The sequence below is a fragment of the Dyella kyungheensis genome, from assembly GCF_016905005.1.
Lineage (GTDB): Bacteria > Pseudomonadota > Gammaproteobacteria > Xanthomonadales > Rhodanobacteraceae > Dyella > Dyella kyungheensis.
The window spans coordinates 40,841-55,055 of the sequence record NZ_JADIKC010000007.1 but is presented as its reverse complement, the minus strand read 5'-3'; the positions used below and the strand labels follow the sequence as shown (position 1 = coordinate 55,055).

The 14,215-nt window shown below is 62.1% G+C and carries 11 protein-coding genes and 1 tRNA gene; 6 read left to right on the top strand and 6 right to left on the bottom strand.

Features of this window, described 5'->3' with window-relative positions; translation table 11 throughout:
- Positions 1-89: 89 nt before the first annotated feature.
- Entirely contained in the window at positions 90-2,993 is a 2,904-nt protein-coding gene (locus ISP20_RS14980; RefSeq protein WP_204636923.1) for a TonB-dependent receptor plug domain-containing protein, read from the bottom strand.
- A 276-nt stretch (positions 2,994-3,269) separates the two neighbouring features.
- Here ISP20_RS14980 and recQ point away from each other — a divergent pair, with 276 nt between their 5' ends.
- Positions 3,270-5,087, top strand: a complete 1,818-nt coding sequence (recQ, locus tag ISP20_RS14975) for a DNA helicase RecQ (RefSeq protein ID WP_204636922.1) — start codon at positions 3,270-3,272, stop codon at positions 5,085-5,087.
- A gap of 93 nt (positions 5,088-5,180) precedes the next feature.
- Here recQ and ISP20_RS14970 read toward each other — a convergent pair whose 3' ends face one another.
- Positions 5,181-5,438 (bottom strand): hypothetical protein, encoded by a 258-nt coding sequence (locus ISP20_RS14970; RefSeq protein WP_204636921.1) that lies wholly within the window; start codon positions 5,436-5,438, stop codon positions 5,181-5,183.
- A gap of 223 nt (positions 5,439-5,661) precedes the next feature.
- Positions 5,662-7,323: a M28 family metallopeptidase gene (locus tag ISP20_RS14965; protein ID WP_204636920.1), complete on the bottom strand. Its 1,662-nt coding sequence runs from the start codon at positions 7,321-7,323 to the stop codon at positions 5,662-5,664.
- A gap of 293 nt (positions 7,324-7,616) precedes the next feature.
- Here ISP20_RS14965 and ISP20_RS14960 point away from each other — a divergent pair, with 293 nt between their 5' ends.
- The 5 genes from ISP20_RS14960 to ISP20_RS14940 all read left to right on the top strand — a co-directional run bounded on the left by ISP20_RS14960 (position 7,617) and on the right by ISP20_RS14940 (position 12,535).
- On the top strand, positions 7,617-8,012 hold the full coding sequence (locus ISP20_RS14960; protein WP_046973133.1) for an HU family DNA-binding protein: 396 nt from the start codon (positions 7,617-7,619) through the stop codon (positions 8,010-8,012).
- Between the two features lie 462 nt (positions 8,013-8,474).
- Complete coding sequence (locus ISP20_RS14955; protein ID WP_239535936.1) at positions 8,475-8,879, top strand: phasin family protein; 405 nt, start codon at positions 8,475-8,477, stop codon at positions 8,877-8,879.
- A gap of 505 nt (positions 8,880-9,384) precedes the next feature.
- On the top strand, positions 9,385-10,053 hold the full coding sequence (locus ISP20_RS14950; RefSeq protein ID WP_204636918.1) for a DUF1045 domain-containing protein: 669 nt from the start codon (positions 9,385-9,387) through the stop codon (positions 10,051-10,053).
- Positions 10,054-10,229: 176 nt separating this feature from the next.
- Positions 10,230-10,688, top strand: coding sequence for a host attachment protein (locus ISP20_RS14945; RefSeq protein ID WP_204636917.1), 459 nt, complete (start codon positions 10,230-10,232; stop codon positions 10,686-10,688).
- A 251-nt stretch (positions 10,689-10,939) separates the two neighbouring features.
- A complete protein-coding gene (locus ISP20_RS14940) occupies positions 10,940-12,535 on the top strand; it encodes an MASE1 domain-containing protein (RefSeq protein WP_204636916.1) in 1,596 nt (531 codons plus the stop codon).
- Positions 12,536-12,565: 30 nt separating this feature from the next.
- On the opposite strand, the gene ISP20_RS14935 is transcribed toward ISP20_RS14940, so the two are convergent.
- From ISP20_RS14935 to ISP20_RS14925, 3 genes are all read right to left on the bottom strand, one after another.
- Positions 12,566-13,018 carry a hypothetical protein gene (locus tag ISP20_RS14935; RefSeq protein WP_239535934.1) on the bottom strand — a complete coding sequence of 151 codons (453 nt, stop codon included), beginning with the start codon at positions 13,016-13,018 and terminating at the stop codon, positions 12,566-12,568.
- Positions 13,019-13,791: 773 nt separating this feature from the next.
- Positions 13,792-13,867, bottom strand: a tRNA-Phe gene (locus tag ISP20_RS14930).
- Positions 13,868-13,934: 67 nt separating this feature from the next.
- The gene (locus ISP20_RS14925) at positions 13,935-14,213 is read right to left on the bottom strand and encodes an oxidative damage protection protein (protein WP_204636915.1); all 279 of its coding nucleotides are present in this window, start codon (positions 14,211-14,213) and stop codon (positions 13,935-13,937) included.
- Positions 14,214-14,215 lie beyond the last annotated feature (2 nt).

Sequence of the window (14,215 nt, the reverse complement as noted above, 5' to 3'; positions counted from 1 at the left end):
CGGGTTGGCGAACATCCTTGCTTTAGCCTTGACCAACCTTTTGACGAAAAACAATGGGAGCTCTCGGCTCCCATTGTTTTTCCTTGCGATCAGAATTTCTGCGTGTATTGCAGATAGAAATAACGATCCAGGTCCAGTGATGGATTCAAATATGCCGTACTGGAGTTGTCCACCGAGTAAGTAATGGTGGGCTCCTTGGCGAATAGGTTCTTTACGCCGACCGATAGCACGCCCTTCCAGGGGAAGGAGTAACGCGCCTGGACATCGTGATAGGTGCTGGCACCCTTGCGATTTGCTCCAATTCCTCCCGTCCAGCTCGGACTTTGGTAATTGGGTTGATTGCATTCATTCTCGTCGAAGCAGAAATCTCGGAAAGCTCCGTAATATCGCATGGACCAAGTTGCGCCCCAATTTCCATTGGCCCAATCAACACCGAACGTAGCCTTGTTGCGCGGATACCAATAAGTGCCTACGTAGCCTGCAATATCGGATTGACTCGTGGAGCGCTGATCATAGGATGTGAGGTAAGTGCCGTTGAGGCTTGCGGTCAATTGTCCCCAACTGAGTTTCGGCAAGCGATAGCTAACACCGTAATCGTAGCCGGACGTCCGCAGCATGCCCATATTCAGATTGCCGCGATTGAGGCCGACGACCTGGTGTGTATTGGGATCTCGGGAGAAGTCGTTGCAGAACTTCTGCACTGCTTGGACGTAGCACTGGTCAAGCACGTAACTTGCACTTACCGCAGTAATATCGTTGACGACACGGATGTCGTACCAATCCAGCGAGATATCAAGGCCGCCGGGAACCCACGCGGGACTGTAAACAAAGCCGGCGGTACGGCTAATGCTGGTTTCGGGTTGCAGGTTGGCGTTGCCGACGCCCGCGTTGTATGGAGTCGTGCTCTGTACATTGCGTGCGCTGACATTGCGCCCATTGACATCGGTCTGATGGAAGTTGGCCGGCACGCCAGCAGCTTTACAGTTACTCGCGATGGCTGGGCTGGTCGCTGCCGCTCCGACCGTTGTATCGCATGTATCGGTGTAGTAGTCGAAGGTCTGCGTGCCGCCGCCAAACGTGTCGCCTAACGTGGGTGCGCGGAAGCCCTGCGCGTAAGTGGCACGCACCAGCAAGTCACTGACCGGTCGCCAAGTGAGGCTGTATTTGTTCTTCACTGTGCTGCCGAAAATGCTGTAGTCGGAGTAGCGGCTCGCTACGTCGGCAGAAAGCTCCTGGGCACCAGGAAGATCCTTGAGAATGGGAACCAAGAATTCCAGGTAGAACGAATCGATGTTGTACTTGGCGTTGGTGCCTGGTCCGGCGAGGTTGGTCGAATAGCCTGCGCTGGACAATGCGTCGGGATGGTCATACCCCGAAATTGCCTGATGCTCGTAACCGGCGGCCATCGAGAGCTCGCCGGCCGGCAAATTAAACACGCCGCCCGTGATATTGGCAGTGTATTCCTTGCTTAGACTCTGTATGACCTGAGTGCCTCGAGTCATGACGTAATCGATCATGGCAGGCGTAGAAGCGGTGGGGCCGCCAAGAACGTTGAATGGTACGCACTGAGTCGTTGCAAGCGGTGCCGCCGGGGTTCCGCATTGAACCACGCCGTTGCTATTGAGGAATGATGGGCCCAGCGCCTTTTTCAGGTTGATCAGGTTGAGATTGCCCGTTGTGGTGATGTCCACGTCGGACTTGTTGTAGTTGATTCCAGCGTCCCAGTTCCAGTGGTGCGAACCGAGTTCAAAGCCGCCCTCGAAGTCCGCGTCCCAGTGATAGGTCTTGGTATTGTTGAAGGTTCCACGTGGCTGTTCGATCGTGCGGCGATAAAAGTACAGATCTTGGCCAGGCATGGGGTTGTAGTAGCTCTGGCCGCTGATGTAGACCGGATAAGTCGGCTGGCTGCGGCTATTGAGTGGATAGCCGGCGATCTGACGGTCGTTTTCGCGTTCCGAATAGGACGCCGTCGATTTGAAGGTCACGTAGTCGTTGATCTGGTGACTTACCGAGGTAAAGATCGACTTCAACTCGTTGCTCGGTGACCAATTCATCTGGTCGATGGAGTTGTAATAGTCGTTGGGATAATCGAGGGTTGTTCGATAGCTATTGATGTTGCGAGGGTTTGCGCCAACACCGTCACCATCGAATCCGCCAGTATGGTCCAGGCGATAGGTTTGACCTGTACCTCCGCCTGTCTTTGGGTTAACGGTCTGGAAGCGGCCCCAGACACCCGTGCCGCTCAGGCCGTCCAAAGAATGGTTGGGGCCGTAGGTGTAGCGGGTGATCTCGCGATCTTTGGACCAGATCGCATCTTCTTTGGTATAGCTGGCATTGAACATCACCGAAGTCTTTTCGGTCTTGCTGCCAACAGTGAAAGAGTAAGCCTGCTGAGTGCCATCCCCGTGGTCGTTCTCGCCGATATAGCCACTGGCTTCGGCACCCTGGTAGTGATCCTTCAGAATGATATTGACGACTCCGGCGATGGCATCGGAGCCGTATACGGCCGAGGCGCCGTCCTTGAGAATCTCGATTCGCTCGACCAATGCAGACGGAATGGTCGACATGTCGGTATAGCCATTGATGCTAGTCGCCCAGCGCTTGCCATTCACCAGCACAAGGACCCGGTTCTCGCCAAGGTTGCGCATGTTGATGTATTGACCGCCTTGCTCCGCATTCGATGTGAGTACGGATGCCTTGCTGAAGCTGGGGCTGCCAGCAACGGTCAGGCTTTGCAGGATGTCTCCGATATTGACCAGTCCGGTCTTCTGGATGTCTTCGTGCGTCATGGTAAAGACGGGTTGCGCGGTTTCGACGTCCACGCTGCGAATGCGCGAGCCCGTTACGGTGACGGTTTCCAGGCTTTTGGCTGACCCCTGGTCGGCTTTAGGAGCTGAATCCTGTGCGAAGGCTGAGCCGGTCGCCGCAAGTGCGCCGGTCGCCAGCGTCAGATGGATAGCCAGCGCTAGCGCGCGTTGGTTGAACGATTTCATGATTGTCCCCGTTGTCGTTGTCATCGAATACCTCGGGCTCCCGCGCCCTGACTGATCTCCCGCGTGTGCAGGCTTGGGCCCGACACACTCCAGTCGTGAGGTCTTTCGATAATGTTTTCTTTACTTCGGGGCGCCCATCCTTCCGAAAGCTATTTCTTTGTGGGGTAATTCCCAGCAAGTGAGTGGGCGGGCGGGTTGTGGCCTGTCCGCCGAAGTTGACTTTACGGGCTGGCTCTGGACCAGCAGCGCGTATCGGACATTTGCTAGCATTTCCCGATGCCCCCCTCGCCCCTCGACATTCTTCAAAGCGTTTTCGGCTACACCCAGTTCCGCGGTCCGCAGCAGGCGATCGTCGATCAGTTGATCGAAGGTGGCGATGCGCTGGTGCTGATGCCTACCGGTGGCGGCAAGTCGCTTTGCTATCAGATTCCTGCCTTGGTGAGGCAGGGCACGGGTATCGTGGTGTCGCCGCTGATCGCGTTGATGCAGGATCAGGTCGATGCGCTGCGCGAAGCCGGTGTTTCAGCGGCCTATCTCAATTCCAGCCTAAGGGCGGAAGATCAGCGCGAGGTGGAGCGCCGTCTGCTTGCCGGCGAGCTGAACCTGCTTTACGTCGCGCCGGAACGGTTGTTGACCTCGCGTTTTCTCGGTTTGCTCGAGAGCACCGAGGTGGCGTTGTTCGCCATCGACGAAGCGCATTGCGTATCGCAATGGGGGCACGATTTCCGTCCTGAGTATCGCGAGCTGGCGGTGTTGCATCAGCGCTTTCCGCAGATTCCGCGGATCGCGCTCACCGCCACGGCCGATCAACGCACACGCGACGAGATCGTCGAGCGGTTGGCGTTGCAGGATGCGCGCCAGTTCGTGTCGAGCTTTGACCGGCCGAACATCCGCTATCAGGTCGGTCTTCGCCACAACGCGCGACGGCAGTTGATGGAGTTCCTGGAGCGGCATCGCGGCGAGACGGGCATCGTTTATGCGCTCAGCCGGCGGAAGGTGGATGAAACGGCGACGTGGCTGATGGAAGCGGGTATCGAGGCGTTGCCTTATCACGCGGGATTGGACGCCGCCACGCGCAACGCGAACCAGCGGCGTTTCCTGCGCGAAGACGGCGTGGTGATGGTGGCCACGGTGGCGTTTGGCATGGGCATCGACAAACCCGACGTGCGCTTCGTGGCGCATCTGGATCTGCCGCGTAGCATGGAAGGTTATTACCAGGAGACCGGGCGCGCGGGTCGCGACGGCCTGCCTTCCGATGCGTGGATGATTTACGGCCTGTCGGACGTGGTGACGATGAGCCAGATGATTGCGCAGTCCGAATCGGCGGATGAGCGCAAGCGGGTGGAACGCCAGAAACTGGAAGCGCAACTGGCGTACGCGGAAACCACGCAGTGCCGTCGCGAGCTGTTGCTGGCCGCGTTCGGCGAATCGTTCCATGGGCCGTGCGGCCACTGCGACAACTGCATCGAGCCGCCGAAGACGTGGGATGCCACGGTGCCGGCGCAGAAGGCGCTTTCGGCGGTGTATCGCAGCGGCCAGCGCTTCGGCTCGGGCCATGTCATCAGCATCCTGCGCGGTGAGGACAGCACGCGCATGAGCGACCTGGGACACGATCGTCTTTCCACCTTCGGCATCGGCGCCGACATGGATGAAAAGCAATGGCGTTCGGTGTTTCGCCAGTTGCTCGCGATGGGCTTGCTGGAGGCCGATGCGGAAGGTTTTGGCACGCTGCGCCTGAGCAAGGCCAGTCGCGAGGTGCTGGTGGGCAATCGTCCGGTGCGATTGCGCGAGGACGCCACGCCGGCACGCGCCACGCGCAAGCGTCGTCGCGATAGCCAGTTGGTGACTGGCGGCAGCCTCGGCGTGGAGGCTTACGAGCAGCCGCTGTGGGACGAGCTGCGCAAGTTGCGAACGCAGCTGGCGAAGCAGCATGGGGTGCCGCCCTATGTGATTTTCCACGATGCGACGCTGCTGGCGATGTTGCGTGCGTTGCCTTCGAACGAGGCCGAGCTGTCGTCGATCAGTGGGGTGGGTGAGGCGAAGCTCAAGCGCTATGGGCGGGATTTTTTGGCGGTGATTAACGCTAGCGAGTAGGCAATACTTTCGCGAGCACCCGCCCCGCACCACCGTAAAGGTGGCAATGTCCCGGCCTTCTGCCCAAAGGGGACAAGGAGAAGTGCAGGGGCCTTAGCCAGCCAGGCGCCAGCGCGTGCCTTCGCTCGATACGCGCGAGTGCGCCAGGGCGAGTTCGGGGATGTAGCGCCACTCGGACAGTTCGCCGGGCAGCCGCGCCTGCGGGCAGACCATGCGGGTGTTGATGAGGGCGGCTTCGGCGGTTTCGTGGCGGCCGATCTCGCAGTCTTCGCACAGCACGCGCCATTGGCGGCCGTGGCGGACGATGCGGAAAAGGCCGGTTTTCGAGGGGTGGACGTATTGCGCCAGCATGGTATTCAACTTTTTTTGTGTGGCCGATGGTGCGCAGCTTGCCGTCGATGCATGACCTTCGTGTGATTCCTGTCTGGCTCGACGGTGACTGCCATGTTGCCGTTGTGTTTTGCCGTCATCTGAATCAGCTTCGCGTGAAAATCCTGTTCCCGCGGGTTGGTACGGTTAAAGAAAAAGGCCCGCATTGCTGCGGGCCTCTTCATGTATCGCGTGGGAACGGCGCTTATTTGCGCTGTGCCGCCGTGGCGTCGCGAGCCGCGCGGAATTCCGAATCCTTGCTCCAGTTGGGCCAGGTGTCGGAGTTGGCGAGGTCGCTGCCGAGCTTGTAGAGGACCTGCAGATCGCGGGCCATGCCCGTGAACGGCCAATTCGCCTGCCACTCGTCGGACGGCTGGTGGTAGTGCTTGGCCACGTACTCGTCCTCGGCCGCCTTGCCGGCGGCGAGGCCGCCGTCCACCCAGTCGTTGCCCGAGCCGAACGACACGGCCGGCACGCCGCGCTTGGCGAAGGAGAAGTGATCGGAGCGGAAGAAGTGGCCGGCCTCGGGCTTCGGATCCGCCGAGTACACCAGGTTCCACTGCTTGGCGGTGGTGGTCAGCTCATCGAGCAGGTCGAGCTTGGCGCTGCCGGAGATGGTGAAGTTGCGCGACGGGCCGTGCGGATCGAGCGCATCCATGTTGATGTCGGCCACGGTGGTGGCCAGCGGGTAGAGCGGCTTGGAGGCGTAGTACTCCGAACCCAGCAGGCCCTTTTCTTCGGCGGTGACGTTGAGGAACACCACCGAACGTTCCGGCTTGGGCTGGCTGGCGAAGGCGCGTGCCAGTTCGATCAGCGCCGCCGTGCCGGTGGCGTTGTCCACCGCGCCGTTGTAGATCTTGTCGCCCTTGGCGTCGGGCGCGCCCACGCCCAGGTGGTCCCAGTGCGCGCTGTAGATCACCGTCTCGTTCGGGCGCTTGCTGCCCTCGACGCGGCCCACGATGTTGTGGGAGGTGATCACCTTGGAGTTGATCTTGTAGTTGGCCGAGAAGGTCTCGCCCTTCAGCACCACCGGCTTGAAGTCGCGGGTCTGCGCCTGCTTCTTCAGCGCTTCGAAGTCGAGGCCGGCGGACTTGAACAGGTCGACGGCCACATCGCGCTGAATCCACGCTTCCACCGGCGTATGCGCGCTGGCGGGATGGTCGCGCACCACGTCGAACTGGGTGTTGGTATTGGAGTTGGCCACGGTCGCCCAGCCGTAGGAGGCCGGTGCGGTCTCGTGCACGATCAGCATGCCGGCCGCGCCCTGGCGAGCGGCCTCTTCGTACTTGTAGGTCCAGCGGCCGTAGTAGGTCATCGCCTTGCCGCCGAAGTCGCCCACGCCGGTTTCGAAGTCCGGGTCGTTGATCAGCACGACGGCGATCTTGCCCTTGAGGTCCACGCCCTTGAAATCGTCCCAGTTGCGCTCCGGCGCCTTGACGCCGTAGCCCACGAACACCAGCGGGGCATCCTTGATCGACACGGCCTTGGAGCCATCGAGCGCGGAACGCACGGCGATCTGCTGGCCCTGGGTCAGTGCCTCGGTCTTGCCGTTGACGGTGAACGACAGCGACGGCGTACCGGCGATATCGGACTGCAGCAGCGGCACCGCCTGCGTCCATTCGCGCTTGCCGTTCTTCAGGTCGCCACCGGGCTGCACGCCGGCCGCCTTGAACTGGGCAACGACGTAGTCGATGGTCTTGGTCTCGGCCGCCGTAGCCGGGCCGCGGCCTTCGAAGGCGTCGGACGAAAGCGTTTTGACGTCGTCCGACAAACGATGCGGATCGAAAGTCGGGGTGGTCGGTGCATCGGCGGCAAACAGCGCCGACGTCACGGACAGGGCGAGCAGGGATAAGGCCAATCGCTTCATGGGCAGCACCTAGCGTGGAGACGAAGCTCGATAGTAGAGACGGCTGGCGCCGCCGGTCCATAGCCGCCGAACGGGACGCCGCAGGCAGGCGGCTTGGGTCAGCCCCGAAAAGGCCTGAAAAATAGGCTTGCGCAGGGCCCGATCGTGACTTTCTTCACCCCTATCGGGCCAATATCGAAAAAAAACCGCCTTTTTTCCGTCCTGCAGCTTGGCGTGATGGGCTGGCATGCCATACATTCCGCATGCCGAGAGGCATTTACACACCACCTCTATCGATGACCACGGGGAAATATATGGCGAAGGCGCAAAAAGCAGCAGCAAAGAAGAAGGCCGCTCCGAAGGCAGCTCCGAAGGCCGCCAAGGCAGTTGTTCACAAGCCGATCAAGGACGCACTGGGCAAGTCGGGCCTCGTGGCTCACATCGTTGAAGCCAGCGGCGTGGCCGCGAAGGACGTGCGCGCTGTGTTGGCCTCTCTCGAAGGCGCAGTGACGGGCTCGGTGCACAAGAAGGGTGCCGGTCACTTCACCATGCCGGGCCTGCTGAAGATCACGGCCGTCAACGTTCCGGCCAAGCCGAAGCGCAAGGGCATCAACCCGTTCACCAAGGAAGAGCAGTGGTTCGCTGCCAAGCCCGCCACGGTGAAGCTGAAGATCCGCGCGCTGAAGAAGCTCAAGGACGCCGCTCTCTGAGCGTAGTGCTCCACTAGAGCATGCTCGCCAGGTGCGGCGCTTGCCGCCGCACCTGACGTCTTCGGAAGTGATGCATCGCCCGCGTCTTGAGGGCGCCACTTCCCACCGGCCGCATCCATGCCTGTCGGTACCGGTTTCCCGATCCGTCTACGGATCCCGCGGCAAGTCGACGTTCTGGCCGACCGCTTGTTCGCCCATCCATACCTCGTCCCTGAATCCGCGCGCATGTCGTCGACGCTGCGTGCGTTGCCTGTTGCGCACGGCCTTGCAGAATCGACACGCAGGTCCGATTCATACATTTCGTTGAGGTGGCGAGGTTCATGCTGCCGTCTTGCGCCTGGTCCATAGTGGGCGCGGGTGTCGTCGTGGCACCTGGGCCAAGCCGCCGCCGGGAAGCGCGACGGCGCGACCAGCAAGATCATCCACCGAGGGCATGACATGGCGACACCGAGCGATCTCCCGATGAGCCTCTACAAAGCCAACACCGAGCTGCAGCTGCGCGTGAACAAGCTGGTGATGGAAAACTGGAAGAAATGGCTTGAGCTCTCCACCCGTGCGATGGACGACGGCATCGCGGAGCAGCAGGCGCGCGTCGAGCAACTGATCAAGGCGCAGGACTGGGCCGCACTGGCCTCGATGCCTGCCGACACGTTCTGGCGCCAGCTGCAGCAGCGCATGGGCGACGCCAGCGTCAGCAACCAGATCGCCGCCAATGTACAGGCCCATTTCGCGCAAGGCCTGCAGGATGCGGTGCAGACCTGGCAGAAGGACACCGCCCGTGCGCTCGGCAGCGTGGGCGACATGAGCATGTCCGATCCGTGGAAAGACATCATGTCGCCATGGGGCAAGTTCCATCCCACGACCTGACGCCGGTTGCGGCGACATCCGGTGAACTGGCCCCGGGTGTCCGTACCGACGGCGCCCGATCGACATCGGCGCCATCCATCCCGTTGAGCAGGCGGCCTCGTTCTGCCGACTCCATCGCGTTACCGCGGCAGCACTCATGCTCAACTTCGCCGCTGCCGGCGATGCCTGAGCTGTGGTGCAGGGGGATGCGCCGCGCCCGAACCGCGTGCCGGCCTTGGGGAACGCAGGGCGCGTGGCGGGATAGACCGCCCAGCTTCCCCGTCTTGTCACATAGGTTTAGTTAGCTAGAGAGCGCAGCGTCGTCGGCGTCGCCCGATGGCGGCGGCAGGTTCAACGTAGGGGGACGGGTGGAGCGAGGACTGGGCATGGCTCCTCGGGGCCGGGTTGGCAGCGTGCTGGTGAACGGGGCAGGCGATGTGTCCTGCAAGCGCGATGCAGATCGCGCGTTGCACTGTGCGCTGTTCGTGGCGTACCCGCTGCCCGCGCCATCGATGGCTTGCCGCTGATGCGTTACGCGGTCTACTTCTGTCCCGCACCGGCGAGTGCGTTGGCCGCCCTGGGACGCGACTGGCTGAGCACCGAGTTGGCGGCTCATGGCATTCCGGGCATCGGGCTCACCCGTTGGAATGCGTTGCTGGCGGATGTCCGGCGTTACGGCTGGCACGCCACGCTGCGGTCGCCGTTCACGCTGTCGCCGGATGTCGACCTGGCGGATCTGCGCCAGGCCCTGGCTGTCGTCGCCAGGTCACATGGCCCGATCAATCTCACGCTGCGCTGTGCACGCCTTGCGGGTTTTCCCGCCTTGCGCCCACTGGGCGACTGCAAGGCGGTGAATGCCCTCGCGGCAGCGTGCGTCGAGGCGATCGAACCGTTGCGCCTGCCATTGGCGGAACACGACTTCCAGCGGCGCGCCTCCGGACTCGACGCCATCGAAACCCATTATCTCGGACGTTACGGATACCCCTACGTGTTTGAACGCTACCGTTTTCACATGACCCTGTCGGCACCGGCTTCCGTCGAGGAAGAGCGGGCGCTGCAACGCTGGCTGTCGCTGCGCGCGTCGATGCTTCCCGCGGCGCGCATCGACGCGCTGGCCTTGTGCGTCGAGCCGTCGCCCGGCGCCGCCTTCGAACCGCTCGAACGGATCGCGCTGCAGAAGGCATCGGCCGCTTGATGGCCATCGGCCCGCTGATCCGCGTCGCGCACGGCTTCTTCGCAGGGCTCACGTTGGATTGACGGCTACGAGGGGATTCTCCCTTCACTGCGTCGGTGCCGACTGCGCTCGATACCCCGACAAGGGCTCGGCTTCGGCCGCCCGGCATTCCTGGTGAAACCTCCTGGGAGCGCGTCATGAACAAGACGGTGTGGATCGTGGTCGCCAATCGCGGCGTCGCCCGGCTGTTCCAGGCCCGGCAACCCACCGGCCCCCTGCAGGAACTGGAGGCTTTCATCCACCCGGAGGCGCGGCTGCGCGAGCAGGACCTCGTATCCGATCGCCCGGGGCGGGGCGCTGAACGGTTTGGCCCCGGCGGCCACGCGGAAGATCCCGACACCACCCTGGTCGAGCAGGAAACCAGCAACTTCGCCTTGGAGCTGTCCCGCTTCCTGCTGAAAGGCCGCACGGACGGCCGCTTCGACGGACTGATGCTGATTGCCGCCCCGGCATTCCTGGGTTCCCTGCGGGATCGGCTGGACGGACCCACCCGGGGCAGGATCATGCTCGAAGTCGCCAAAAACCTCGTGCACCTAGACGCCGCCGCCGTGCGCAACTATCTGCCCGATCGACTGTATTCGGCGGTCGGGGCCTGACCTTCCCCGGTGGACCAAGGCGGCAATAACGTGCGTCGGCGGCGAAATATTTCGCGGCCGGGACGCGCGCGACTTTCACGAGTCGATGCCGAAATGTTTGACGCAGTGCACATTTGCAACAACTGGGTGCGCTACGATAGGCGGAGTAAAACGCTGGGGCGTTTCACAGTGCTTTCACGCCTCAACCGATGGTATCGGCCGCTTGCGCAGAAGCCCGGCGCTTGCGAGGGAAACACTGACAGGGGGATGCAATGCTGGACGCTCCGTGGGCCAATCCGTGGTTCCGCCGCATCGGTATTGCCGTCTCGTATGGGCTGCTGATCGTTCTTGCCCATCAGATCACCATCTCGCATTTCGTGCTCGTGGCCGGTATTCACCTGGCCGTGCTGCTGCTCGTGCGGTACCGCGACTGGCCGGCCCTGATCGTCGGCGAAACCTTTGCCTTGCTCCCCACCAGCATCGAGTGCGTCGACCAATTTGGCATGGCCTGGGCAGTGACCTACGCCATCCCCGGCCTGGTCGTCATGGCACCGGTGGTCTACCTGATGCGGGAGCGCTGGCCGGTCCTCACCTCGAAGAGTTCCCTCAACATGGGCGCGCTGCTGGGTGGTGCGCTGGTTCTTTCCGTCGTGATGACCCTGTGCAACCTGGGCACCATGCTGCTGTCCACCTTGCCGCCGGACTATCACTTTCAGGCGGACAAGCTGATCACCAAGTGGGTGCTCGGCAACTACCTCGGCATCCTCGCGGTGACGCCGACCACGCTGTTCGCCTATCAGCTGATGAGCGGCGCACGGTGGCGCGAACTGGGCACGCGCCTGCTCGACAACCGCGCGGTGCTGGATAGCATTTTCCTGGTGGTGCCGGCGATCCTGCTGCTGGTGTGGATCGGCCTGGAATCGGCCGGGGTCCGCCAGATTGCGCAGGTCGCCATGTTCCTTCCGATCGTCTGGCTGGCCATGCGTCATGGCTGGCAGGGTGCGGCCATTGGCGGAACCGCGGCGAGCCTGGCCGTGATGGCCTTGATGCCGGCCACCAATGACCAGCAGACCATGCAGGCGGAGGCCATCGTTGCCTTCGCCATTTCCTCGATGTTGCTGCTCGGCGCACGAATCGGCGCACTGAACCATCACGCCGAGCAGGAGCGCATGGACGTCCGCACGGCGTTGGCACTCGCGCAGCGCAACGTGCATATCGGCGAGATGCAGCTGCGCACGACTTCGCTTGCGCTTGAGCAGATCCGCGAAACGGTCCAGGCCAGTTTCTCGATGATGATGGGTCGCCTGCGTCATCTGCAGCCCACCATCGAGGATCGCAGCTATCACCGCCAGGCGTTGGTGGCGCAGGACCAGTTGTTCCGCCTGGCCGACAGTCTTTACCCGGTCTCGTGGCGCGAACGCGGCTTGCCCGCTGCGTTGCGAGAGGGCGCCATCCCGCGTGCGCTCGATGAAACCGGCGTCGGCTATTGGTGCGATCTGCGCGGGCCGCTGAGCCGGCTTTCGCAGACTTTGCATCTGGCCATCTATCGACTGGTCGTCGAGGTGGTGGCGGACGCCTGCGCCAAGCGCAATCTGAGTGAGGTCGTGGTGCGTGTGCGCTGCGGCGAAAAGGATGGGCGCCGCTGGGCATTGGTCAGCATCATCTTCCGCGACAAGGCCGAGACCTCGTCGAATGTGCGCTGGGATGAGCTGTTGCCGCGTGTGATGCGCTCAGCCAGTGGCATGGGCTGGTCAGGCATTCGCGATCGTGCGATGACGTTCGAGGGCGATGCCCGCGAACATCCGATCGACCATGGGCGTCGGGTGAGCCTCCTGCTGCTCGATCCCATCACGATCAGCGGCATTTGAAACGCCGCTGATCGCCTTGTGCCTCGTGTCTTATTGGGCGTGCGTATTGCACGTCTCGGGGTTGCATGCAGCCTTCAGCATCATGGTGCCATCGCTGAGCGGCGTAGCCGTGACCGTGGTGGCCGGATCCTGATACACCGTGGTCGGCGTCGTGGTCGGCGTCGCGGTGGTCGGTACGGCCGGGCCCTGCTGCGGCGTGGTCACCAACTGCGAGAAGCGGCCTACCGGCAGCGTGATGAACTGGCCGCCCGAGGTGCCGACGGCACCGAGCACATTGCCGTTCGCATCGTTGATCTGCACGAACTGGATGCCGCCAAGCGTGAACACATAGGCGTGGAAGTTGGGATTGCGGCTTACGTCAGATGCATTCGGCCAGGACTGGCCAAGACCCGAGGCGGGCGGCTGGTCGGCGAAGGCGGCTCCGGACAAAGCAAGAGCCAGCACGCCAAAGAGGCATGCGCGACGCGAGAGGGCTTTCAACATAACGGACCCCTTTGTTGGTGGTGTGCTCAGACATTGAGCATCGTGGCGAATGTATCACCAACTTTGTCGCATCCCCTGTGACCAATGGCCAGTGGGCAGCAACATTTGCCGGAAACGCGCACACAGAACCGCCCAGTTATGCCAGCCGCCAGCTATGACAGAAGCTGTTCGCGCCAATAGTGTTCCGCCAAGAAATTTCCAGACAGCCCGCCGAACTACGGGTCACTGTGCCGTCAGCGAACAGATGGCCCGATAAAATGTGATGCGCGTCACGTTTTATGGTGGTCATGCGCAGCGGGTCTGGAAGACGGCCTGCGCGACGAACTCGACTCCAGGAGCGATGGATGGCGCCTTCGGGCCAGCGCTGTAAATCGATAGGCCGTCGAAAGCGATGCCAGTGCGGCGGCAAGAGAAAATCGCGATCCCGCTAAAGACCCTTTGATTTTTCATAGCCTCGGGCAACTGCTCAGCCATATTCCCTGCGCGAAAGTGCCGGCGATTTTTTCCGGGTTTAGTCGGAGGCGATGGGGATATCGAAAGATAATCGAAGCGTGCGCGTGACCAGGCCGGCTTTCGTTCCCGGTTTTCGATTTTGTCTGCGGGCGCATCGCACTCGCAATCTGGTGAAGACCGGTCGCCGCGCACGCGTACGAAGTCGCGCGCTCGTGCTTCGTGCGTCTTCTGCTCGCAGGTGACGATGTGCGGCGAGGGCAGGGCGCCTCTTCGCGGGCAAAAAGAAAGCCCGCTTCTTGCGAAGCGAGCTTTCGAAAACATGGTGGCCGGGGACGGAATCGAACCGCCGACACGGGGATTTTCAATCCCCTGCTCTACCAACTGAGCTACCCGGCCAGAATGTCCTGCGAACGCCGAAGACGTCGCGTGGAGCCGTGCATTAAATCCGAAGCGGGGCGGCTCGTCAAGACTCCGGAGCGGGGGCAACGTAGCCCTCGGGCTGCTTCACGTCGCCGCCGAAGAGGAATTTTTCCATTTCGGCGCTGAGGAACTGGCGCGACTTGGGGTCCAGCGGATTGAGGCGATATTCGTTGAGCAGCATGGTCTGGTGGGCCATCCATTGCTGCCAGGCCTCTTTCGAAATCTCGGCGTAGATGCGCTGTCCCAGCGGTCCGGGCCAGGGAGCGAAATCCAGGCCTTCGGCATCGTGGCCGAGCTTGGCGCAGTGAACGATACGACTCATGC

Excerpts from the sequence above, each read along its gene's own strand:
- ISP20_RS14965 (WP_204636920.1), bottom strand. The coding sequence starts at position 7,323 with ATGAAGCGATTGGCCTTATCCCTGCTCGCCCTGTCCGTGACGTCGGCG.
- ISP20_RS14955 (WP_239535936.1), top strand. The coding sequence starts at position 8,475 with ATGAGCCTCTACAAAGCCAACACCGAGCTGCAGCTGCGCGTGAACAAG.
- ISP20_RS14970 (WP_204636921.1), bottom strand. The coding sequence starts at position 5,438 with ATGCTGGCGCAATACGTCCACCCCTCGAAAACCGGCCTTTTCCGCATC.
- ISP20_RS14945 (WP_204636917.1), top strand. The coding sequence starts at position 10,230 with ATGAACAAGACGGTGTGGATCGTGGTCGCCAATCGCGGCGTCGCCCGG.
- ISP20_RS14980 (WP_204636923.1), bottom strand. The coding sequence starts at position 2,993 with ATGAAATCGTTCAACCAACGCGCGCTAGCGCTGGCTATCCATCTGACG.
- ISP20_RS14925 (WP_204636915.1), bottom strand. The coding sequence starts at position 14,213 with ATGAGTCGTATCGTTCACTGCGCCAAGCTCGGCCACGATGCCGAAGGC.
- recQ (WP_204636922.1), top strand. The coding sequence starts at position 3,270 with ATGCCCCCCTCGCCCCTCGACATTCTTCAAAGCGTTTTCGGCTACACC.
- ISP20_RS14960 (WP_046973133.1), top strand. The coding sequence starts at position 7,617 with ATGGCGAAGGCGCAAAAAGCAGCAGCAAAGAAGAAGGCCGCTCCGAAG.
- ISP20_RS14940 (WP_204636916.1), top strand. The coding sequence starts at position 10,940 with ATGCTGGACGCTCCGTGGGCCAATCCGTGGTTCCGCCGCATCGGTATT.
- ISP20_RS14950 (WP_204636918.1), top strand. The coding sequence starts at position 9,385 with ATGCGTTACGCGGTCTACTTCTGTCCCGCACCGGCGAGTGCGTTGGCC.
- ISP20_RS14935 (WP_239535934.1), bottom strand. The coding sequence starts at position 13,018 with ATGTTGAAAGCCCTCTCGCGTCGCGCATGCCTCTTTGGCGTGCTGGCT.